Source organism: Pseudomonas sp. NBRC 111139, from assembly GCF_001753955.1.
In the GTDB taxonomy this organism is placed as follows: domain Bacteria; phylum Pseudomonadota; class Gammaproteobacteria; order Pseudomonadales; family Pseudomonadaceae; genus Aquipseudomonas; species Aquipseudomonas alloputida.
On sequence record NZ_BCBP01000015.1, the window covers coordinates 120,435 to 142,761 of the forward strand.

14 protein-coding genes and 1 riboswitch are annotated in these 22,327 nt (G+C 60.1%); of the genes, 9 read left to right on the forward strand and 5 right to left on the reverse strand.

Going from position 1 to position 22,327, the window contains the following annotated elements:
* The first annotated feature begins 2 nt into the window (after positions 1-2).
* Positions 3-1,811 carry a lipid A export permease/ATP-binding protein MsbA gene (msbA, locus tag BJQ17_RS01500; RefSeq protein ID WP_003249447.1) on the forward strand — a complete coding sequence of 603 codons (1,809 nt, stop codon included), beginning with the start codon at positions 3-5 and terminating at the stop codon, positions 1,809-1,811.
* A 130-nt stretch (positions 1,812-1,941) separates the two neighbouring features.
* Entirely contained in the window at positions 1,942-3,363 is a 1,422-nt protein-coding gene (gene hldE / locus BJQ17_RS01505) for a bifunctional D-glycero-beta-D-manno-heptose-7-phosphate kinase/D-glycero-beta-D-manno-heptose 1-phosphate adenylyltransferase HldE (RefSeq protein ID WP_003249449.1), read from the forward strand.
* 81 nt (positions 3,364-3,444) lie between these two features.
* On the opposite strand, the gene BJQ17_RS01510 is transcribed toward hldE, so the two are convergent.
* The 4 genes from BJQ17_RS01510 to BJQ17_RS01525 all read right to left on the reverse strand — a co-directional run bounded on the left by BJQ17_RS01510 (position 3,445) and on the right by BJQ17_RS01525 (position 6,877).
* Positions 3,445-4,413: a hypothetical protein gene (locus BJQ17_RS01510; protein WP_003249451.1), complete on the reverse strand. Its 969-nt coding sequence runs from the start codon at positions 4,411-4,413 to the stop codon at positions 3,445-3,447.
* Between the two features lie 58 nt (positions 4,414-4,471).
* Complete coding sequence (locus BJQ17_RS01515; protein ID WP_060538076.1) at positions 4,472-5,284, reverse strand: aldo/keto reductase; 813 nt, start codon at positions 5,282-5,284, stop codon at positions 4,472-4,474.
* Complete coding sequence (locus BJQ17_RS01520; RefSeq protein WP_003249456.1) at positions 5,281-6,456, reverse strand: FAD-binding oxidoreductase; 1,176 nt, start codon at positions 6,454-6,456, stop codon at positions 5,281-5,283. Before BJQ17_RS01520 ends, BJQ17_RS01515 begins: the two co-directional genes overlap by 4 nt.
* 88 nt (positions 6,457-6,544) lie before the next feature.
* The gene (locus BJQ17_RS01525) at positions 6,545-6,877 is read right to left on the reverse strand and encodes a multidrug efflux SMR transporter (protein WP_004577390.1); all 333 of its coding nucleotides are present in this window, start codon (positions 6,875-6,877) and stop codon (positions 6,545-6,547) included.
* A gap of 86 nt (positions 6,878-6,963) precedes the next feature.
* Here BJQ17_RS01525 and BJQ17_RS01530 point away from each other — a divergent pair, with 86 nt between their 5' ends.
* The 7 genes from BJQ17_RS01530 (at position 6,964) to BJQ17_RS01560 (ending at position 20,398) form a co-directional block, all read left to right on the forward strand.
* Positions 6,964-7,854 carry a LysR family transcriptional regulator gene (locus BJQ17_RS01530; protein ID WP_003249460.1) on the forward strand — a complete coding sequence of 297 codons (891 nt, stop codon included), beginning with the start codon at positions 6,964-6,966 and terminating at the stop codon, positions 7,852-7,854.
* 11 nt (positions 7,855-7,865) lie between these two features.
* Entirely contained in the window at positions 7,866-9,137 is a 1,272-nt protein-coding gene (gene waaA / locus BJQ17_RS01535; RefSeq protein WP_070095400.1) for a lipid IV(A) 3-deoxy-D-manno-octulosonic acid transferase, read from the forward strand.
* A 238-nt stretch (positions 9,138-9,375) separates the two neighbouring features.
* Positions 9,376-11,520, forward strand: coding sequence for a type I secretion system permease/ATPase (locus tag BJQ17_RS01540; RefSeq protein ID WP_070095401.1), 2,145 nt, complete (start codon positions 9,376-9,378; stop codon positions 11,518-11,520).
* Positions 11,517-12,935, forward strand: a complete 1,419-nt coding sequence (locus BJQ17_RS01545) for an HlyD family type I secretion periplasmic adaptor subunit (RefSeq protein WP_070095402.1) — start codon at positions 11,517-11,519, stop codon at positions 12,933-12,935. The genes BJQ17_RS01540 and BJQ17_RS01545 overlap by 4 nt, the downstream gene beginning before the upstream one ends.
* A 243-nt stretch (positions 12,936-13,178) precedes the next feature.
* Positions 13,179-13,985 carry a hypothetical protein gene (locus BJQ17_RS01550; protein ID WP_070095403.1) on the forward strand — a complete coding sequence of 269 codons (807 nt, stop codon included), beginning with the start codon at positions 13,179-13,181 and terminating at the stop codon, positions 13,983-13,985.
* A 228-nt stretch (positions 13,986-14,213) separates the two neighbouring features.
* Entirely contained in the window at positions 14,214-14,966 is a 753-nt protein-coding gene (locus BJQ17_RS01555; protein ID WP_070095404.1) for a hypothetical protein, read from the forward strand.
* 8 nt (positions 14,967-14,974) lie between these two features.
* A complete protein-coding gene (locus tag BJQ17_RS01560; RefSeq protein WP_070095405.1) occupies positions 14,975-20,398 on the forward strand; it encodes a S8 family serine peptidase in 5,424 nt (1,807 codons plus the stop codon).
* Positions 20,399-20,532: 134 nt separating this feature from the next.
* Here the strand turns inward: BJQ17_RS01560 and BJQ17_RS01565 are convergent, their stop codons facing one another.
* On the reverse strand, positions 20,533-21,966 hold the full coding sequence (locus BJQ17_RS01565; protein ID WP_003249472.1) for a TolC family outer membrane protein: 1,434 nt from the start codon (positions 21,964-21,966) through the stop codon (positions 20,533-20,535).
* Positions 21,967-22,126: 160 nt separating this feature from the next.
* Positions 22,127-22,233, forward strand: a riboswitch (TPP riboswitch).
* Positions 22,234-22,327 lie beyond the last annotated feature (94 nt).

Genomic DNA, 22,327 nt, shown 5'->3' on the forward strand with positions numbered 1-22,327 from the left:
TAATGGCCGAAACACCGCGACCAGCGGAGCACACCTCCAGCCTGAAGATCTACTTCCGGCTGTTGAGCTATGTGAAACCCTATGTCGGCATTTTCCTGCTGAGCATTGTCGGTTTCGTGATCTTTGCCTCGACCCAGCCAATGCTGGCCGGCATTCTCAAGTACTTCGTCGATGGGCTGAGCAACCCCGAAGCGGTATTGTTCCCCAACGTCCCCTACCTGCGTGACCTGCAATTGCTGCAGGCGGTGCCGCTGCTGATCATCCTGATCGCTGCGTGGCAGGGCCTGGGCTCGTTCCTCGGCAACTACTTCCTGGCCAAGGTCTCTCTGAGCCTGGTGCATGACCTGCGGGTGGCGTTGTTCAACAAGCTGTTGGTGTTGCCCAACCGCTACTTCGACAACCACAACTCCGGGCACCTGATTTCGCGCATTACCTTCAATGTGACCATGGTCACTGGCGCCGCTACCGACGCCATCAAGGTGGTAATCCGCGAAGGCCTGACCGTGGTGTTCCTGTTTGCCTACCTGCTTTGGATGAACTGGCACCTGACCCTGGTGATGGTTGCCATCTTGCCGGTGATCGCGGTTATGGTCAGCATCGCCAGCAAGAAATTCCGCAAGCAGAGCAAGAAGATCCAGGTAGCCATGGGCGACGTCACCCACGTTGCCTCGGAAACCATCCAGGGTTACCGCGTGGTCCGTAGCTTCGGTGGCGAGGCCTACGAGCAGCAGCGATTCGGCCAGGCCAGCCAGAGCAACACCGACAAGCAACTGCGCATGACCAAGACCGGCTCGCTGTACACGCCGATGCTTCAGCTGGTGATCTACAGCGCCATGGCTGCGCTGATGTTCCTGGTACTGTTCCTGCGCGGTGAGTCCACTGCCGGTGACCTGGTGGCTTATATCACCGCTGCCGGCCTGCTGCCCAAGCCGATTCGCCAGTTGTCGGAAGTCAGCTCGACCATCCAGAAGGGCCTGGCAGGTGCCGAAAGCATCTTCGAGCAGCTGGACGAAGCGCCTGAAGTGGACACTGGTACGGTCGAGAAGGAGCGCGTGGAAGGGCGCCTGGAAGTGCGTAACCTGAGCTTCACCTACCCGGGTACCGAGCGTGAAGTGTTGAGCGACATCAGTTTTGTCGCCGAGCCCGGGCAGATGATCGCCCTGGTCGGCCGCTCCGGCAGTGGCAAGTCTACCCTGGCGGCCCTGATTCCACGCTTCTATCACCACGACAAGGGGCAGATCCTGCTCGATGGCGTGGAGATCGAGCACTATCGCCTGCGCAACCTGCGTCGCCATGTTTCGCAAGTCACCCAGCATGTCACCTTGTTCAACGACACCGTGGCCAACAACATCGCGTATGGCGATCTGGCCGGCGCGCCGCGCGCAGACATCGAAGCCGCCGCGGCCGATGCCTATGCCAAGGAATTCGTCGACCGGCTGCCAAAGGGCTTCGATACCGAAGTGGGTGAGAACGGTGTACTGCTTTCCGGGGGCCAGCGCCAGCGCCTGGCAATTGCCCGTGCGCTGCTTAAAAACGCGCCGTTGCTGATCCTCGACGAAGCGACTTCGGCATTGGACACCGAGTCCGAGCGGCATATCCAGGCCGCCCTGGACCACGTGATGCAAGGCCGTACCACGCTGGTGATTGCCCATCGCCTGTCGACCATTGAGAAGGCCGACCAGATCCTGGTCATGGACCAGGGCCGCCTGGTCGAGCGCGGTACTCACACCGAGTTACTTGCGGCTAATGGCCATTATGCCCGTCTGCATGCCATGGGGCTGGATGAGCCGGCCAAGGCCGATATCACCTGAACCCTCCTTGATCGGGGCCGTTATGGCCCCGATTGTCACGGGAATTTTCCAGGGTTGATCTGGCCATAAAGCCATTGACTACCCTGTGCTAATATCCTGCCCCTGTTCATTATTTCCATATGGGTTGCCCATGAAGTTGTCCATGCCGCGTTTCGATCAAGCCCCGGTACTGGTGGTCGGCGATGTCATGCTCGACCGCTACTGGCATGGCGGTACTTCGCGTATTTCGCCTGAAGCGCCAGTCCCGGTGGTCAAGGTCGATCAAATCGAGGATCGCCCCGGCGGCGCGGCCAACGTTGCCTTGAACATTGCTGCGCTGGGCGCGCCGGCTTCGCTGATCGGCGTCACCGGCCAGGATGAGGCTGCTGACAGCCTGGCCAACAGCCTGCAGGCTGCGGGTGTCCGTTCGGTATTCCAGCGCATCGCGCACCAGCCGACTATCGTCAAGTTGCGGGTCATGAGCCGTCACCAGCAGCTGCTGCGTATCGATTTCGAAGAGCCGTTCGCCACCGACCCACTGTCGCTGGGCGCGGAGGTCGACAGCCTGCTCGAAGGCGTCAAGGTGCTGGTCCTGTCCGACTACGGCAAAGGTGCATTGAAGAACCACCAAAACCTGATCCAGGCGGCGCGGGCCAAGGGCATTCCGGTGCTGGCCGACCCCAAGGGCAAGGACTTTTCCATCTACCGTGGCGCCAGCCTGATTACCCCGAACCTCAGCGAGTTTGAGACCATCGTTGGCCGTTGCGTCGATGAGGCCGAACTGGTTGCCAAGGGCTTGCAGTTGCTGCAGGACCTGGACCTGGGCGCCCTGCTGGTCACCCGCGGCGAGCATGGCATGACCCTGCTGCGCGTTGGTCAGCCTGCGTTGCACCTGCCTGCACGGGCACGCGAGGTGTTCGATGTGACCGGTGCCGGCGATACTGTCATTTCCACCCTTGCCGCAGCCATTGCCGCGGGTGAGGACCTGCCCCATGCGGTGGCCCTGGCCAATCTGGCGGCGGGCATTGTGGTCGGCAAGCTGGGTACGGCTGCCATCAGCGCCCCTGAGCTGCGCCGGGCCATCCAGCGTGAGGAAGGCTCCGAACGCGGCGTGCTGGGCCTTGAGCAACTGCTGCTGGCCATTGATGACGCGCGGGCGCACAACGAGAAGATCGTCTTTACCAATGGCTGCTTCGACATCCTGCATGCCGGGCATGTCACCTACCTGGAACAGGCGCGGGCCCAGGGTGATCGCCTGATCGTTGCGGTAAACGACGATGCTTCGGTCAGCCGCCTGAAAGGGCCGGGCCGGCCGATCAACAGCGTTGACCGGCGTATGGCCGTGCTGGCCGGTTTGGGCGCGGTGGACTGGGTGATCAGTTTCCCGGAAGGCACCCCGGAAAACCTGCTGAGCCAGGTCAAGCCGGATGTGTTGGTCAAGGGTGGAGACTATGGCATCGACCAGGTGGTTGGCGCTGATATCGTCAAGGGCTATGGCGGCACCGTGAAGGTGCTGGGGCTGGTCGAGAACAGCTCGACCACGGCGATTGTCGAGAAAATTCGCAAGAACTGATCTGACCTTGGGGCCGTTGTGGCGGCCCTCGGCTGGGGCGGGTTTACCCGCCCCAGCAAGCAGGCGAAAGCTCCCGGGATGTCACTTGTTCAGCGAGGTCCGCGCCCGCTCCAGCAGCGCTCGCGCCTTGTCGCCAAACCTTTGCAAGTGCGACGCCCTTGCGGGCTTGCTTTCCACCAACCCCTGCTGCTTCACCCAATCCTTCCAGCGTACCCGTTCATCTGCCACCACCCAGCCTTCCTGCCGGGCAAAACTTTCTGCCAGGTACAGCCCACGCGTACTCGCCGGCACCAGCTCATCCTTTTTCAGCGTGTACAGCTCTGCCAGTGGCTGGCCGTCCTTCAATGGCATCAGGTACAGGTCGGGGCGTTTGCGGTTGAGCCGCGCCACCAGCTGGTCGCCCTCCAGCCGCTCGTCAACGTGGAACAAGCTGAGTTTCTTGGCGTCCCGGGGCACTTGCAGGCGCATGTCATAGATCAGCTGTAGCGAAGCGGTGGGCAGGTGCACATAGGCCCGTGGGCGCTCCAGGAGCATCAGCTTGCCGCAATGCACCGGGCGTGCGGCACCGGACTCCGGAGCCAGCACGAAGTGGGGTGTTTCGCGGTAGTGCAGGGCGGCGGCGTAGGGGATGGGCAGCCAGGTGTCGTTGAAGCGCCCGCCCAGCCAACCTTCCGGGGTTTCCAGCAGGCACTCCTCGGCCACTTCCTGTACGGCCGTGTGCAGCGGCAGGTTCAGCTCCTGCGCCGGTACATAACCGGAAATCAGTTTCAGTACCACATCGCCACGGTCTTGTCGGCGCTGACGCACCAGTACCCAGTAATCGCGGTTCTGCCAATGCAGCGTGAGGCGCACTGACACGCCCAGGTTGGCCAGTTCGACCACGAAGTGTTGTGTATCGGGTAACTGGATGGCCTTGCGCCGTTGCTGGGTCTGGGCAAAGTTCAGCGGCATGCCGATGCTTTGGTAAATCAAGCCTTCGGGCGTGGCCTCGACATGCAGTGGCAGTGTCTTGAAGTTGCTCGGGTTCTTGCGGATCAGCGTTCGCGCCACGAGGCTCCTCCTTGCGTCGGGTCAGTCTCCAGTCCCTGAATCGGGAGCCTGAGGTAACTCAATGCTGGCCCAGGATACGGGCGACGGTGGCCACGTTGTGGGCCAGGTGCAACGGGTTGATGGTGCCGACAATAGCACTGCTGACGCCCGGGTGGGTGAACAGCAGCTCGAAGCTGGCCTGCACCGGGTCGACGCCCGGGGCCAGGCAGATATGCCCGCTCGCCAAGGCCTTCTTTACCAGGATGGCCTTGCCGTGTTCGGCAGCGTAGTCCAGCACCGGGCGTTCTGCCTGTTCGTTGAGGTTGTAGGTGACCATGGCGCAGTCGCCTTGCTCCAGTGCCTTCAGGCCGCCGGCGACGGTCTTGCCGGACAGCCCGAAACCGAGGATCTTGCCCTCCTGCTTGAGTTCGGCCAGGGTCTGGTAGACCTCCTGCTGTTCGAGGATGGCCAGGTCGTTGCCGTCGGAATGCACCAGCACCAGTTCGATGCGGTCGGTTTCGAGCCGGCGCAGGCTGCGTTCCACCGAGCGGCGGGTGTGGGCAGCGCTGAAGTCGAAATGCGACAGGCCTTCCTCGAACTCTTCACCGACCTTGCTGACGATTACCCATTCATCACGTTGGCCGCGCAGCAGCGGGCCCAGGCGTTCTTCGCTACGGCCGTAGGCCGGGGCGGTGTCGATCAGGTTGATGCCAAGCTCGCGGGCCTGGGCCAGTAACAGGCGGGCTTCCTCATCGCCGGGGATCGTGAAGCCAGTGGGGTACTTCACGCCCTGATCGCGGCCCAGCTTGACCGTGCCGAGGCCCAGTGGAGAGACCGTGAGGCCGGTGCTGCCCAGCGGGCGATGGAATGCGTGCAGGGTTGGCAGGCTCATGGCAGCAACTGCTCCCAGGCCGGTACGCTCAGTGGAGGGCGTGGGAGGTCGGCCAGGTCGGCCTGTGCTTGTGGACGAATGCCGTCGCGCTCCAGGTGGCTGATTACCCGGTCGCTGAAATCCGGTGCCAGTGCCAGTTTGGTCGGCCAGCCCACCAGCAGGCGCTGCTGGTCGGCAAGGAAGGCGTTGTCCGGGCGTGCCAGGCCGGATTGTGCAGGCTCAGCGCGGTCGACGCGCAGTGTGGCCCAGCGCACCAGGCTCTGATCGACCCAGGGCAGCAGGTTGGCGATTTCCTTCTGCGCTGCAGCAATCTGCGCTGCAGGCTCGCGCGCCACGCCATCGGCTTCGGCCAGGTCCCCACCGAGGTACCAGACCCACTGGCCATCGGCTGCCGGATGGGTGGTCACCGTTACCCGCGGCTTGGGCCCGCCGCCGAGGCAGTGGGCGTACAAAGGTTTCAGGTTCGGGCCCTTGGCCATGACCATGTGCAGCGGGCGGGTTTGCATGGCCGGCTGATCCAGGCCCAGCGCCTGCAGCAAGCCTTCGGTGCCGGCTCCGGCACTCAATACGATGCGCTGGGCACGGATTTCCCGGTCGTCCACGCGCAGGCCGACCAACGCATTACCTTCACGCAAGGGTTCGATGCGTTCACCTGCCAGCAAGGACTCGCCGGCCAGCTCGGCCAGGTTGGCCAGCAAGCTCGGGACATCGATCACCAGTTCCGCCAGGCGATACACCTTGCCCTTGAACGCGCGGTCCTGCAGTGCCGGTGGCAGCTGGTCACCCTTGACCTGGTCGACCCGGCCGCGCACGGCCTTGCTGGCGAAGAAGCTTGTGAGGTTGCCGGCCAAGGTGCCCGGCGACCACAGGTAGTGGGCATCGGAGAGCAGGCGGGTACGCCCGAGGTCGAGTTCGCCGTTGCCGGCCAAGGCCTCGCGCCAGCGGCGCGGCATGTCGGCGATGGCTTCCGAGGCACCGGTCAGGGCGCCATGCAGGGCGTATTTGGTGCCGCCGTGGATGATGCCCTGCGACTTGATGGTCTGCTCGCCGCCAAGGCTGGCGCGCTCCACCAGCACTGTCGAGTAGCCCAGGCGGCGCAGGCGGGCATTGAGCCAGAGGCCTGCGACCCCGGCGCCGACGATCAGCACGTCAGTGGAAATGGCAGATGGCATGGCGGTACCTCGAAGACTGGGACAGCTGGCAAGTATACAGGCTATACCTGAGATGGCCCTATCGTCGGCGAGCCCCGCACACGGGCTTTCAATGCCCAGCGGTCTTCGAGAACAGCTGAATTACCACCACGCCACCCACGATCATGGCCATGCCAAGCATTGCCGGCATATCCAGCTTCTGCCCATAGATCACCAGCGCCGCCACACTGATCAGCACAATCCCCAGGCCCGACCAGATGGCGTAGGCAATCCCCACCGGAATGCTGCGGACCACCAGCGTCAGCATCCAGAACGCAATGCCATAGCCAACCACCATCAGCAGCAGTGGCAACGGCGTGCTCAGGCCTTTCACCGCTTTCATCGAGGCGGTGGCGATGACTTCGGCGCAGATGGCAATGGCGAGGTAGGTGTAGGCATTCATGGCGGGATCCTCCGTTACTGAGCGGGCATTCTAGACGTTGCCTGGATGGGGTAAAGTCATTACCTATCAATGTGGGAGATAGGTTGATGGCCGAGCAGTGGAACCTTGAACAATTGCGTACCTTTTTGCGCGTTGCAGAACTGCGCTCGTTCTCCGCGGTGGCACGTGAGCAGCACAAAGCCCAGTCGGCGATCAGCAGTGCCATCGCGCTGCTCGAAACCGACCTAGGGGTCACCTTGTTCGAGCGCAGCAGCGGCCGGCAACCGAAATTGACTGAAAACGGCAGCGCCTTGCTGGAAGACGCCCGCGAATTGTTACGCCAGTGCGAACGCCTGGATGGCCGCGCCCTGGCCCTGATGCGCGGGCAGGAGGCCTTGCTGCGGGTCGCGCAGGACGAAGCCATGCCGTATCAGCCGGTGATCGACAGCCTCGACGAACTGGCGAGTCGCTACCCGTTCCTGGAGGTGCAACTGGCCAGCGGAGCCCAGGGCGATGTGGCGCGCAAGCTGGTGGAGCGGCGCGCCGATCTGGGCCTGTTCTTCCTCCACGAAAGCATCCCGGCTTCCTTGGAACGCCGTGCCTTGGGCAGCGTGGAGATGGTCACGGTGTGCGCGGTCGGCCACCCGCTGGCGGGCGAAGGCCGGGTCACTCGCCAACAATTGGCCCGCCACCGGCAGTTGCTGATCACGCCACAACAAAGCGGTTACCCCGGCGGCGAGGCGATCAGCCCGCAGGTATGGCGTGCCGACAGCTTCTACGCCATGGCCGAACTGCTGATGCGCGGCCTGGGCTGGGCCTGGTTACCCCGGCATGTGGTGCAGTACCCGACCTACCAGGCGCACATGGTCGAACTGGACAGCGACTGGCGGCCGCCGGCCTTGGTGGCAGAGTTGGCCTGGCGCCGCGATGAACCTCTGGGCCCGGCCGCGCAGTGGCTGGCCGAGCGCTTTGCAGTGCACCTTCGCGCGATCGGGTAGACTTAGCCGCCATGAACAGAACTCTCTATACCTTGCTGTTTCACCTGGGCCTGCCGCTGGTTGCGCTGCGCCTGTATCTACGCGCGCGCAAGGCACCGGCCTATGGCCAGCGTATCGGCGAGCGCTTTGCTTTCAAGCTACCGGCCATGCGCCAGGGTGGTATCTGGGTGCATGCGGTATCGGTGGGCGAGAGCATTGCTGCCGCACCCATGGTGCGTGCCTTGCTAAAGGCTTACCCAGAGCTGCCGATCACACTGACCTGCATGACCCCTACTGGCTCTGAACGCATTCGCGCCCTGTTCGCCAACGAACCACGCGTGCAGCATTGCTACCTGCCCTACGACCTGCCTTGGGCGGCGGGGCGTTTTCTCGATCATGTGCAGCCTAAGCTGGGCATCATCATGGAAACCGAGCTTTGGCCCAACCACATTCACCAGTGTGCCAGGCGCGGCATTCCGGTGGCGCTGGCCAATGCGCGCTTGTCTGAGCGCTCGGCCCGTGGCTATGGGCGCTTTGCCAGGCTGACCCGGCCGATGCTGGCCGAGATGAGCCTGATTGCCGTGCAGACCGAAACCGAGGCCCAGCGCTTCCGTGACCTGGGTGCACGCCCTGAGCGCGTGCAAGTCACCGGTTCGATCAAGTTCGACCTGACGATCGACGAACAGCTGCTGCCGCGCGCCAGGACATTGCGTGAACAGTGGGGGGGCGGCCAGCGCCCTGTGTGGATCGCCGCCAGCACCCATGAAGGGGAAGATCCCTTGATCCTGCAGGCGCATCGGCAGTTGTTGCAGGTGCATGGCGATGCCTTGCTGATCCTGGTGCCGCGCCACCCCGAGCGCTTCAATGCAGTGCATGCGCTGTGCAGCGAGCAGTTCACCACCGTGCGCCGCTCTGCCGGCACGCTGGTCGATGCGCAAACGCGGGTATTGCTGGGCGACACCATGGGCGAACTGCTGTTCCTGTATGCCCTGGCCGACATTGCCTTCGTCGGTGGCAGCCTGGTGCCGACCGGTGGGCACAATCCGTTGGAGCCTGCGGCGCTGGCCTTGCCGGTGCTCATGGGGCCGCATGTGTTCAACTTCCTCGAAATCAGCGCGATGCTGCGCGAGGCGGGTGCGTTGCAGCAGGTGGATGATGCTGACGGGCTGGCCGGTGCGGTGCGCCGTCTGGTGGAACTGCCGCAGGACGCCCAGCGCATGGGCGAGGCGGGCAGGGCGGTGATGCGGGCCAATCAGGGGGCGCTGCAGCGATTGCTCGAGGGGCTGGGGGCCTTGATCCGCTGATAACCGACATATCCACTCAAAGACCCGGTCTAGAGTGGATATGTCTGATTCTGGTTATTTATTCCTACGGCGTAAGTTATAACTTCCTACACTGGATTTCTCGCCGTTAGGAAACTTCCTACGAATAGACTTTAAAAGTCAGAAGTGTCACACGCTTGCGTCGGAAGCTTGTAGGACGTTTGTCCTATTGCTTCGGGCTAGTATCGCCTCATGTCCGGTTTTCATAAGAGGTGGCGTGATGGCTGATTTATCTGATGGCAATGCCAACACTATTGAAAGTGGGCTGGTGTGTCTTATCACGCTGGCGCGTTACCATGGTGTTGCCGTCTCTGCCGAGCAGTTGCAGCACGATCATGCAGCAGCGGGTGAGCGGTTCTCTACCGGCCCACTACTTCGGGCATTTCAGCAACTTGGCCTCAAGGCCAAACACCGCAGCGTCGATCCGGCCCGGCTGCAGCAGATGCCCTTGCCCGCTATTGCAGTGGATACGCGTGGTGAATACTTCATCATCGCGCGCGTGGAGGGCGAGCAGGTTCTGGTGCAGGACCCGCACTCCCGCGCGCCGCAAGCGCTGACCCTCGCGGAACTGGTGGTGCGCTGGTCGGGAGAACTCATTCTGGTTCGCTCCGATGCCCAGTTGCCCCTCGGGCTGTCGCGCTTCGACTTTACCTGGTTCATTCCTGCCCTGGTGAAGTACAGGCGGCTATTTGGCGAAGTGCTCGTGGTTTCCCTGGTCATTCAGATACTGGCTTTGCTGACGCCTTTGTTCTTTCAGGTGGTAATGGACAAAGTCCTGGTGCATCGCGGTTTGACCACGCTGGATGTTATCGCCTTGGGTTTATTGGTCGTCGTTCTATTTGAAACATTGCTGAGTGGGTTGCGTACCTATGTGGCAGCTCATACAGCGTCAAGAATCGATGTCGAACTGGGTGCAAAACTGTTCAGGCATTTGATCGATCTTCCCACCGCCTATTTTCACGCCAGGCGAGTCGGTGACTCGGTTGCCCGAGTGCGAGAACTGGAGAACATCAGAAGTTTCTTGACCAACAACAGCATCACGCTAGTGCTGGATGTGCTGTTCTCGTTGGTCTTCATCGCTGTCATGTTCCTCTATAGCGGATGGTTGACGCTGGTCGTCGTTGGCTCGCTGCCTTTCTACTTTCTCGTATCCCTGGTCGTTACTCCGCTACTGCGGGCGTTGATTGATCAAAGCTTCCAACGCGGCGCCGAGAACCAGGCCTTTTTGGTCGAGGCGGTCAACGGCATCGACACACTGAAGTCGATGGCCGTGGAACCTCAGGTGACCCGGCGCTGGAATGATCAGTTGGCCGCTTATGTATCTGCCAGTTTCAAGACCCAGAACCTTTCCAGTCTGGCCAATGAAAGCGTCGGCCTGATCGGCAAGCTGGTCACGGTAGCCACCTTGTGGCTGGGGGCCCGGCTGGTCATCGAAGGCGCACTCACGGTGGGCGAGCTGATCGCCTTCAACATGCTCGCAGGGCGCGTGTCGCAGCCCATCATCCGCCTGGCCCAACTCTGGACCAGCTTCCAGCAGACAGGGGTATCGATTCAACGCCTGGGTGACATTCTCAACACCCGTACCGAGGTCAACCAAGGCAAGGGCACGGTGCTGCCCACACTTGTCGGGCAGATCGAACTCGATCGTGTGTGTTTTCGCTATCGGCCGGACGGGGGCGAAGTGGTGCGCGATGTCAGCCTGAAGATCGCCGCCGGAGAAGTGATAGGCGTTGTAGGTCGCTCGGGGTCAGGCAAGAGCACGCTGACACGCTTGATTCAGCGGCTGTACTCACCTGAGCGGGGGCGGGTATTGCTCGACGGTGCTGACCTGGCGGTAGCCGATGTGGCGTCACTACGTCGGCAGATCGGCGTGGTGTTGCAGGACAACGTGCTTTTTCGGCGCACCGTGCGCGAGAACATTGCCCTCGGCAACCCAGCAGCACCGCTTGAAGAAGTGATCGCCGCAGCGACGCTGGCGGGTGCTCACGAGTTCATCCTCGAATTACCGGATGGCTACGAAACCCTGATTGGTGAGCACGGCGCCAGCCTGTCGGGTGGGCAGCGACAGCGCATAGCCATCGCCCGAGCGCTGTTCGGCAACCCACGCATCCTCATTTTCGACGAAGCCACCAGTGCGCTGGACTATGAGTCCGAACGGATCATCCAGCAGAACATGGCGCGGATTTGCGCGCAGCGCACGGTCATCATCATTGCCCATCGGCTTTCGGCAGTACGCCATGCCGACCGCATCGTGGTCATGGAGCGTGGGCAGATCATCGAGCAAGGGACTCATGATGAGCTGCTTGGTTATCCACAGGGCACCTATGCCTACCTGCATCAACTGCAGCTCGGGGCCGCCGTATGAGTGTGGCGTTCAAAGACCTTGCCGAGCGCTACCGGGATGCGTGGAGGACGGCATGGCGCAAGCGCCGGTGCATGGATGGCCCCGTACGTGAACCCGACGAACTGGCCTTTTTACCTGCGGCACTGTCCTTGCAGGAAACGCCAGTGCATCCCTTGCCGCGCTACCTGCAGTGGAGCCTGCTGATGTTCATCGGGCTGGCGCTTGCCTGGGCTTGCATCGGTGAGATCGATGTCATCGCCAGTGCCGAAGGCAGGATCGTGCCCAGTGGCAGGAGCAAGTTGATACAGGCCAGCGAGGTCGCGGTGGTGCAGTCGATCCACGTCGTCGATGGCCAGCCGGTGCGCAAAGGCGATGTGCTGGTCGAGCTGGAAGGGCAGTTGACCGAGGCTGACATCAAGCGTTTGGGCAGCGAACTGCTGGCTGCACAGATCGACCAGGCCCGCGCCAGCACACTGCTGAGTGCGCTGGACGGCGATGTGGCACCTGCCTCCCTGGCACCCTTGATACCGCAGGCCACGGCCGCGCAGCAGGCAGTCGCGCAGCGCTGGCTGGAGGGGCAATACCTGGAGTTGCAGGTCACGCTGGAACAGGCCGATGCCGAAATCGGTCAACGCGCTGCCGAAATCCGTTCCGCCCAGGGCCGGGCCAACGCGCTCCAGCAACTGCTGGTGATCACCCGCCAACTGACGGCGGATTACAAGCTGTTGTTCAGTGAATCGGCGGTGGCCAAGCACACCTACCTGGAAAAGGAGCAGGCCCGCCTGGAGCAGGAGCGTGAACTGGCACTCCAGCGCTCGCGCATAGACGAACTGAACGCTGCACGGCTTGCTGCTCAGCACCGCCGTAGCGGTGCCATTGCCCAACTGCGCAGAGCCATGCTCGACCTTCACGGTGAGGCGCAACGGCGCATTGCAACCCTTGAGCAGGAGTTGAACAAGGCCGAGCAGCGGCATCGCCTCAAGGTACTGACATCCCCCGTTGACGGCACCGTCCAGCAGTTGGCAATCCATACACAGGGCGGGGTGGTTACACCCGCGCAGACACTGATGGTCATTGTGCCGACGGGCGAGCCGGTGGAAGTGGAAGTGAAAGTCGAGAACAAAGATATCGGCTTTGTTTTTCCGGGTCAGCACGTGGAAGTGAAGATCGAGACATTCACCTTTACCAGGTATGGCGTTGTACCGGGGGTGGTGGAGAGTATTTCCGATGATGCCATTGAGGATGATAGGCACGGTCTTTTGTATAGCGCTCGAATCAAGTTGGCCAAGGAAGCTTTGCGCGTAGGGGATAACGACTTGCCGTTGACGGCGGGCATGGCTGTGCGTGCAGAAGTGATTGTGGATAGGCGCAGGGTTATCAGTTTCTTCTTGAGTCCCCTACAGCGGCATGCAAAGGAAAGTCTGAAGGAGCGATAAATGAAATATAAAAATGCGTGCATTGTATATAGAGCGGCTTGGAGCTTACTGCGGATCTGTAGTGCAATAATGTTGGCTGGCATGGCGAGTTGCTGTGCTGTCGGTCTCGGTGGTTCAGATGCGTTTGGGGCTGGGAGCAAAATTTCCGTGTTGTGCGAAAGAGATTTTGGAAAAGTTTATGCATTGTCTAAAACAAAGTTTGCTTAGTGGCTGATATGGGCAGACTGGCTCTAGGGAGGGGTGATGATTAGTTTCAGGTATATCTTTCTCTTTGTGAAGGTGCTGTTCGGAAAGCTAATTGCGCTGTGTAGAAGATTTGGTTTGGTGCTGTGGGGTTTTAGCAAATTGTTGTTGTTGCTAAGTGTGGTGTGGTTATTGGTCGCCATTGTTATTGCCCCGACTTGGGCGCCGAAGAAGCTGACGACCCCTAATCCAATGGTGTGTGGAAAGGTCTCGGGTGTTGTTTATGAGCTCCCTAGGAAGTATGTGATCTATTGGCCTGAGGATGAGGGCAAGAGTTCTTGGGAACCGGTATTTATAAATATCAAAAAAGGCTGTGGTGCAAACTTGGCGTCACTCTATATGGCAATGAGTTGGCCGGAGGTGCAGCCCGTCTCTTACGGTGAGGCGACGTCTTTTCGCTTTGATGGGATATCGGTCGCAATTGGGCCTTGGCTGCATGGGGAAGCAGGGTTGAGAAAACAGCTCCAGCATTATCTTCGTGAAACACCCGCGGCTCTAGTTAAGGCTAGCAAGCTGAACGAAGATCTCGGCCTAAATTTTCTCGAGGGTGTTGATAGTGAATTTCCTAATCGGCGCAAGGGCTTTTTCTGGCTGGAGGCCAAGGGACGCATGCAATACATCGGTTATTGCAACTGGGTGGAACCCAAGGCCAATTACTCGCGTTGCTATTTGAAGTTTTTGATACCCGGAGGGGATGCAATTGTTAATGTGGAGTTTTTATGGGAGAGGCTTGGGGAGTGGCATAACATTGCTTTGGCAGTGGGTGAGTTTTTCATGAATGCTGCGAGGTATCGGGTCGATAAATGATCAGGATGGAAATGTCCGATGTGGAAGAGGCGCGTCAGGCTTAGCGTGATAAGAGGGCTGGCTCTTGTGAGTGTTGATTTTTTTGCGGGGTGAGTTGAGGTGTGTGATTAATAGAATTGAAGAATTGCAAGGCGAGGTGTAAGGCAAGGAGAAGGGAAATGATCAAAGTTAGATTCTGCCCTCTTTTGGTTGCATGTCCGAGAAAGCTTGAAGGAGCGCTAAGTCATTATGAGAAAAATACCATGTTTGTTTTTCCTATGGGCTTGGAATTTTTTGAGGCTTTGCTCCGCTGTACTCTTGTTGACTCCCGTGCTGGTGATGATAGTTGTGGCTTGGAAAAGCGAACCTTGGAAGCCAGGGGAGGTAACGTTTGATCCTTTCGTGTGCGGCAGAATTTCAGGGGAAGTGTACAAGTTCTCTAGGTTGTACTTTCCATTTTGGCCAGAATATGAGGGAAAAAGCTCTTTTGATCCTGGCTTTATTTATAACAAAAAAGGCTGTGACGCAAACCTGGTATCTGTATTTTTGTCAATGACCTGGCCAGAGCTCGAGCCGGCGGATGACAGTTTAGTGTTCCGGCAGGGCTTGGAGCATGAGGGGCTGTTGGTCGCAGTGGGCCCGATAACTGCAAGAGAGGGGGATTTACGGCGTCAACTCGAGTTTCTTTTGCGGAAAAGCCCAGCAGAAACAATAACGCTTGCTGAGTACGATGAGTCAAGCAGCCTCTATCGTGTAGAGGCGCGTGACACGATTTTTGAAAATCACAAGAAGCTTATCTATTGGCAGGGTGAGCTCGATGACTTGGCTGCTGTGGGGTATTGCAGCTGGCGCCCGAAAGTGCCGAATTACTATTCGTGCGGAATGACATTTGTAGTGTTTGGAGACGTACTCGTCAAGGTGATAATGCGCCCTGATAAGTTAGTGCGGTGGTTGGAAGTGAGGCGCTCAGTGGTCGATTTTTTAATTAATAGCAGAAGATGAGGTGGCAAATGTCGGGGTTGACAAAAGAAGATATAGCGGTTGCGCGTAAAATTTTTGAGTCCAAAGGTGTTGGGGATATGTATGACTATATGGCTGTGAAGGGGGATCGATATGCCGTGCTTGCCAATGGCGTTGCTAAAGGCAACTCCATAGCAGGGTTGGCTGCTATAAATTTCATGAAACGAACTGAGGCAGATGCCGGGCGCCCCATGAGCGAGGCAGATGTTGAAGAAGTAAGATTGGAAATGGGGAAAGCTTATTTGGAGCTTCAAGAGCGCAGGGTGATGGATGGTACGTTAGATGGTGATCCAAATCATATGGAGGTTTGGGATTTCCATAGTGACGTATTTAAAAGCTTGGGTAGGTCGAAAGATGCCTGGACTTTGAATTCTGTGTTTGAGTTAACCGATCCGGAGTATCGCGAGTCATATTGGAAAAAGGTACTGGATGCGGCGGGAAGCCCGGGTAGTGAGTTTTGGTTGTCCATTCAGACTGATAGTAGAATGGCTAATAGCACTGTAGTGGCTCCGGATGATATGCGTGGCATGGCCAAGTATTGGAAATCTCGTATTGATTCGCCGACCGCCATTGCATCTTTTCTTTATTCAATAGGAGAAGTTGCGGGAAATGGCTTGGCCAGTGTGATCTCCGAACTCGTAGATTCTGAGAACCCAGGGGCTATAGATCCATCCTTGAACATCGAAATCACCCCCACAACCGAATCCCGCCGCGACCTCCAAGGCCAGGACGATATCCGCAATGACGTCTCCAACGGCTACGTCGATCGTCGCCTGACCCACAGTATCGCATTCACCGACAGCACCCTCGACAACACCGACTTCACCTCCGCTCAGTTGGGCAGTTTGGCCACCGGTGGTGTTCGCCCCGGCGAGCTCCAGATCGACCCCAACGTGCGACCCAATCAGCACCTGGCTCAGTTCTATCGTGATGGCAATGAACAACCGGATTTCAGCCTGCGCAATGCCGTGGTACTCAACGGGTTGGCAGCAATGACCACGGTGAACACGTTTGTCGACCCGCTCTTGCTCGACCTCAGCGGCAAGGGCGTTGGCCTGACGGGTATCGAGGAAGGCGTACTGTTCGATATCGATAACAGTGGTTCACTGCGCCGCACCGGCTGGGCAGACCGGCTGACCGGCATGCTGGTGCATGACAACGGTACCGGCCAGGTGAGCAACGTCAGCCAGCTGTTCTCCGAATACTACGGCGGCAAGGCAGGCAGTGATGGCAGCTCTGGTGAAACGCCGTTCAAGGATGGCTTCGCCGCCCTGGCAAGTGTTGACGCCAACGCCGATGGCGTCATCAACGTTGAAGACGCCGTCTGGGCGCAATTGAAGGTGTGGGTCGATGGCAACCACGACGGGCGTGCCGATGCCGGTGAGCTGAGGGCATTGCAGGAGCATGGCATTAGCCAGATCAAGCTCGGCCAGGTCGAGCCGGTAGGAGAGGTGCGTCAGGGTAACGAGGTCATTTCCCGAGGCGCTTTCACTGTCAATGGTGAGGACCGGGAAGTACTGGCGGTGAGGTTTCTCGCCGATACCGTCGGTAATCGGATCGAGGCCCAGGAGGGTGGCGCTCTACTGACTTCGTCAAGCGGGCCCACTTCCCGAAGGGCCTACATCAGCCAGAGTACTCAAGGCAGCACGCTGGACGCCGCAGCGCTCGGCGTACAGACGCTGTACGGCAGCGCGGGCGATGATGTCTTGACCGCGGCCCCAGAGGGCAGTTGGCTGGTTGGTGGCGGTGGCAGCAACACCTATCACGGCGGGGCGGGCGACGATGTATTCGTGATCAGTGCCAGCGACGATTGGGCGAACATGCAGGGCAATGGTGGGCGCGACACGGCACTGATCGTGGGGGAGCATGGCGTTGGGCTGAACATGGCCAAGGCCGGGCTGACCATTGCGCAAGGCGGGCGGGGTAAGGACATCATCGCCAGCGGCGGTCAACGCGGAGTTTTCATCAAGGGCGGCTCGGGCGACAGCTTGCTGATTGGCGGTGGCGGCAACGATGTGCTGGTTGGCGGTACGGGCCGTAACGACATCATCGGTGGTACCGGCAAGTCGGTGATCTATGCGGGCCCCAAGGGGGATCGCATTCAGGCCTCGGCGGGCGGAAGTATCATTTACGCCGGTGGTGGCGCTGATCGGATTACAGGCGGTGCTGCCGATGACGTGATCGAGGCCGGACGCGGCGATGCCACGATCGACGGAGGCGCGGGCACCAACCTGGTCAGTTTGCATGGTGCTCACGACGAGTACCTGATCACACGTACCGAATCGGGCCACCTGATCACCGACACCGTGGCGGGACGAGATGGCCGTCTGAGCTTGAGCAACATCCAGAAACTCAGCTTCGCCGACATTGCTGCCATCGATCTTCTCGGCCGGGGAGCCATGCCAATCGGCGACAGGCTCTCGCCTGAGCAACTGGCTACATTCGCCACCACTGACACGGCGCTGATAGTCCCCGCAACGGCGCTGCTGGGCAATGACCAGCCACTTGGCAGCAGCGGGCCATTGCGCATCGCCTCAGTCAGCGCTGGCAAGGGTGCAACAGTGCGGCTGAATGAGCAGGGTGATGTGGAGGTCACGCCGTTACCAGGCCATGACGGTGATGTCAGTTTCCGCTACGACTTGGTCGATGCTGCCGGCAACGCGTCCATGAGTGTGACCGAGGTGGGCAGTGCTGCATCAGCACCCTTGCGGGCAACGGTAACGTTGCGCCATGAACAATCCCCCGCTGACCCGCTGTCGGGGCGGCAGTGGTATCTGGACGAGATCAATGTCGCGCCGGTATGGCGTGACTTCACGGGCAAGGGGGTGAGGATAGGGCAGTTCGAGCCGGGAGGGGAGTTTGCCGTGGCGCCGGAAATCTTCGACATCGGGCACCCCGATCTCAAGCCGAATATCGATCCCATCTGGCTGAAAACCCAACGCACCAATGGCACGCTGCCCGCTTTGGCGTCCAATCATGCCACTCAAGTGGCTGGGGTCATGGTTGGCGCGCGCAATGATCAAGGAGGGATCGGCATCGCATATGAGGCGAAGATCGGCGGGCACTACCTGGCCAACAAAGGCGATGACCTGACCAATCTGGGGCAAATGGTCAACTACGACATAGCCAACAACAGTTGGGGTTTCAAAACGGACTTCGGACTTACAAATGTTCCAGAAGGAAAAGTCGATACTGCTCTGGCGCTGGCGTTCAGCACTACGCTTGCCGCCACCAACGGCCGTGGTGGGCTAGGCACCATCGTCGTCGCCTCTGGTGGCAACCAGCGCCATAAAGGCGGTAATGCACAGGGCTCGCTGACCAACAACAACCGCCACGCCATTGAAGTGGCGGCCATCAACGCAAAGGCAGACCTCTCGGTACTGCAAGCTGCCACGGCACCCTTTTCCAATCCAGGCTCCAGCTTGCTGGTCGCTGCACCGGGGAGCCATGTTCTATCCAGTGGCGTCAGCCTTGAAGCGGAGCGCGGTGCGTCGGTCGGCAGCGCCTACAGCACGACTCAGGGCACCAGCTTCGCCGCGCCGATCGTCTCAGGCGTGGTGGCGTTGATGTTGCAGGCCAACCCGGGGTTGGGTTATCGGGATGTTCAGCAGATCCTCGCACTGTCTGCGCGCAAAGTGGATGACGCATCAACCCAATGGGCTTACAACGCAGGGCGCAATTGGAATGGCGGTGGCATGCACGCCAGCCACGACTACGGCTTTGGCATGATCGACGCCCGCGCCGCGGTGCGCCTTGCCGAGTCCTGGGGGAGCCGGGCGACCAAGGCCAATGAACGGCTGCTGACAGCCAGCAGTGCACCAGTGGCTCAACAGGTTGCGGCGGGGCAGGTTGCGACTTTGTCTTTGACCCTGCCGGCTGATTTGCTGGTGGAGCATGTGGAGGTCGATGTCCACTCGATGGTCGGCCGCCTTGGCGACATGACGCTCACGCTGGTGTCGCCTGGCGGCACGCGCAGCGTACTGCTCGATCGCACAGGCAAGGCGCCGGGCTCTGGTGATGACGATCTGGGCGATTCGCGTTCAGGGGCGTTCAAATATGGGTTCATGTCGACCCATCATCGCGCAGAGCGCTCGGCTGGGGAGTGGAAGCTTGAGGTGCGTAATGCTGTTGCTGGCTTACCGTTAACGCTTGATCGCTGGACGCTGCGCCTCGTCGGCAGCCCCGGCACCACCGATGATATCTATTTCTTCACCGACGACTACGCGAACCTGGTGGCAGAAAACCCAGGGCGCGCGAAGCTAGACGATGCCATCAGCGGCACCGCTGGCGGGCGCAATACGTTGAACGCGGCTGCAGTAAGTCGCAGTATCTCGGTGGATCTGGCCAGCGGCAGCGCCAGTATTGCCGGTGCGGCGCTCACCATAGCCCCTGGTTCGGTGCAAAACCTTATCAGTGGTGATGGCGACGATACCTTGATCGCCGGGCCCGCCGGGGCATTACTGGATGGTGGCCGTGGGTACAATCTCCTCAAGGGGGGTGAGGGTACCGACCGCTTTGTCATCCACAGGCGTGCAGGCGGTAACGATGTACTCAAGCAGTTCGAGACTTCGCGTGAGGTGATCGACCTGGTCGGCTTTGGTGGTTCAGGGTTTGCTGACTTGCAGATGCAACAGGACGGCAATTCGACTGTGCTCGACCTTGGCAGTGGGCAGAAGCTGACGATTGCGGACACTACGATTGCCGAACTGCGGTCAGCGAACTTCCGTTTCCTTGACGCTTTCACCGCTGCGCCAGGTTATTTCGAGGGCAGCCCTGAAGGGCAGACGACCCCGCCTGTCACCGCGAATGTTCTGCTTACCGGTGGTGCAGGTGGCGTGTCGCTTGCCAGTGACGCATCCGGGCAGTTGGTGGCTTCTTTGGCAGGCACGGTATATTCCCCGCCGACGGTTGCGCCCAGCGTGTTTCTGGTGACAAAACAAGAAGGTGTGAGCGACTACAAGAACACCCTTCGGGGGTTCCGACACGGTATCGACAAGATTGACCTGACCCAGGTAGGCATCAGTCGCTTCGAGGATCTGCACGTCAGCAAAGTCCAGCGCTTCAAACTCAATGACTTTGCGCAGATTCACGGTGTAGCCGTTGATACCCAGGCAGTGCCGGGGCAGGAAGGTATTGTGAAGATGCTGTACCTGGATGCGCTCGAAGTTGCGCAGGTGACCGCGGAGGACTTTATCTTTGCGCAGCCGGCAATGGTCACATCTGAAGCGGTTGCCGTGCCTGAGATTTCCGCCCTTTCAGCAGGGTCATCGCTGGTTGCTGTCGAGCACTCGCTACCGAGCCTGGGGAATCTTGTTGATGCAATGGCTGCGTTCGCCCCTGAACCTGCGGGGCCTGTGCTTATCGGTGATATGTCGGCTCAACGCATCGACTCGACGATTGCCGTAGCCGCCTAGGCGTTGTCGTACATGTCTGGAGTGATATTGGCGGCCTATCGCCAGCAAGCCAGCTCTCACAGGTGCATCATGCCTTCAGGCCTGGCACGGTACGTGTGGGAGCGGGCTTGCCCGCGAATGGTCCAGCCCCTACCTCAAGGCCTGCGCTCGAAGTTCTTGGCCGCTGCTGCCGCCAGGTCCGGCGGCAGGAAGTCCTTGTCCGGGTTGTAGTCAGGTTTCAGGTAGCGCTTCAGGTCCTGCAGGTCTTGCGGGCTCAGGGTGCCGGCTGCCTGCTTCAGGCTCAGGTTGTCGAGGATGTAGTCGTAACGGCTATTGTTGTAGTCGCGCACCGAGGTGTACAGCTGGCGCTGGGCATCAAGCACGTCGACGATGTTGCGGGTACCGACCTGGTAGCCGATTTCAGTGGCTTCCAGCGCGCTCTGGTTGGAAATGATCGACTGCTTGCGCGCCTGTACCTGTTCCACATCGGTGTTCACTGCGCGGTGCAGGTTGCGGGTGTTTTCCACGACCTGGCGGCGCAGGCTTTCACGCTGTTGCTCGCTCTGGCTCAGGCGCTGGTAAGCCTCGCGTACCTGCGAGCTGGTCAGGCCGCCGCTGTAGATCGGTATGTTCAGTTGCAAGCCAACGCTGGTCTGCTCGACGTCGCCGCTGTAGCGCACCCCCAGTTGCGATGGGTTGGTGAAGCCAAGGCTGTCGTTGTCGCCCTTCTGGTACTTGGCCACGGCGTCCAGGGTCGGTGCATGCCCAGCCTTGCGCTGACGCAGGGTCTCTTCTGCGGCAGAAACCGCGTAGTTGGTGGCCAGCAGGTTGAGGTTCTGGCGCCCGGCGGTTTCGACCCAGGCTTTGGCATCGTTGGGCGTTGGCACTTGTACCGGCAGGCTATGCACCACGCCCTGGATAGAGGTGTACTCACGGTTGGTCAGGGTTACCAGGGCCTCGAAGGCATCCTGCACCTGGCGTTCGGCGATGATCCGGTTGGCCCGTGCAGTGTCATAACTGGCTTGGGACTGCAGCACGTCGGTCTTGTCCGAAAGGCCCACGTCGAAACGCTCGTTGGACTGATCCAGCTGGCGCTTGAAGGCGGCTTCTTCTGCCTTGGTGGCGGCCAGGTTGTCCTGGGCGCGGAGGACGGCGAAGTAGTTTTGCGCGGTTTGCAGGATCAGGTTTTGCTCGGTCGCCGACAGCTCCAGTGCTGCCTGTTCGTTGACTGCTTCGGCGGCTTGCAACTGGAACCAGCGATCAGCGCGGAAGATCGGCTGAGCCAGGGTCGCGCTCCAGGCGTTGCCGCTGCGATTGGACGTCATGGACGGCTCGTCCAGCTTGGTGCGGGTGTTCATCATCTCGGCACCGGCCGACAGGTTTGGCAGCAACCCGGCGCGGGCCTGCGGCACCACTTCGCGGCGTGCCCCGTAATCGGCGCGTGCTGCAGCCAGGTCAGCGTTGTTGTCCACTGCTTCCTGGTAGACGCTGACCAGATCGGTTTTGACTGTCGAAGGCACGTCCGCTGCCCAGACCACTCCGTTGGACGCACAAGACACGGCTATCGCCAGTGAGAGTTTGCGCAGCATAGAGGCAATCCTTGTACGAAATTTAATTACTGAACTGTTGAGTATCGAGCGATGGGCCAGTGTAGTGCCATGCGCACCCGGCAACAATCGCTCGGTTTGCCTTTCATCATCCGCGCATTTACCTGCTTGGCTTTGCTGACCACTCCAGTCTAGACTGCGCATGTTCTTGTCGGGGTGCCTTGAAGCAAAGGCTGAGATCGCAGAGGTGCGGATCCCGTTGAACCTGATCAGGTTAGCGCCTGCGTAGGGAACAAGATTGCTCGCCTTCCCGGGGAGCCTCTTGTGCCAGGTCCGGGATTGTCACAGCTGCTACAGCTTCAGGCACCCCCATGTCCGGCACTGCACCCAAAGAGGGTGCGTC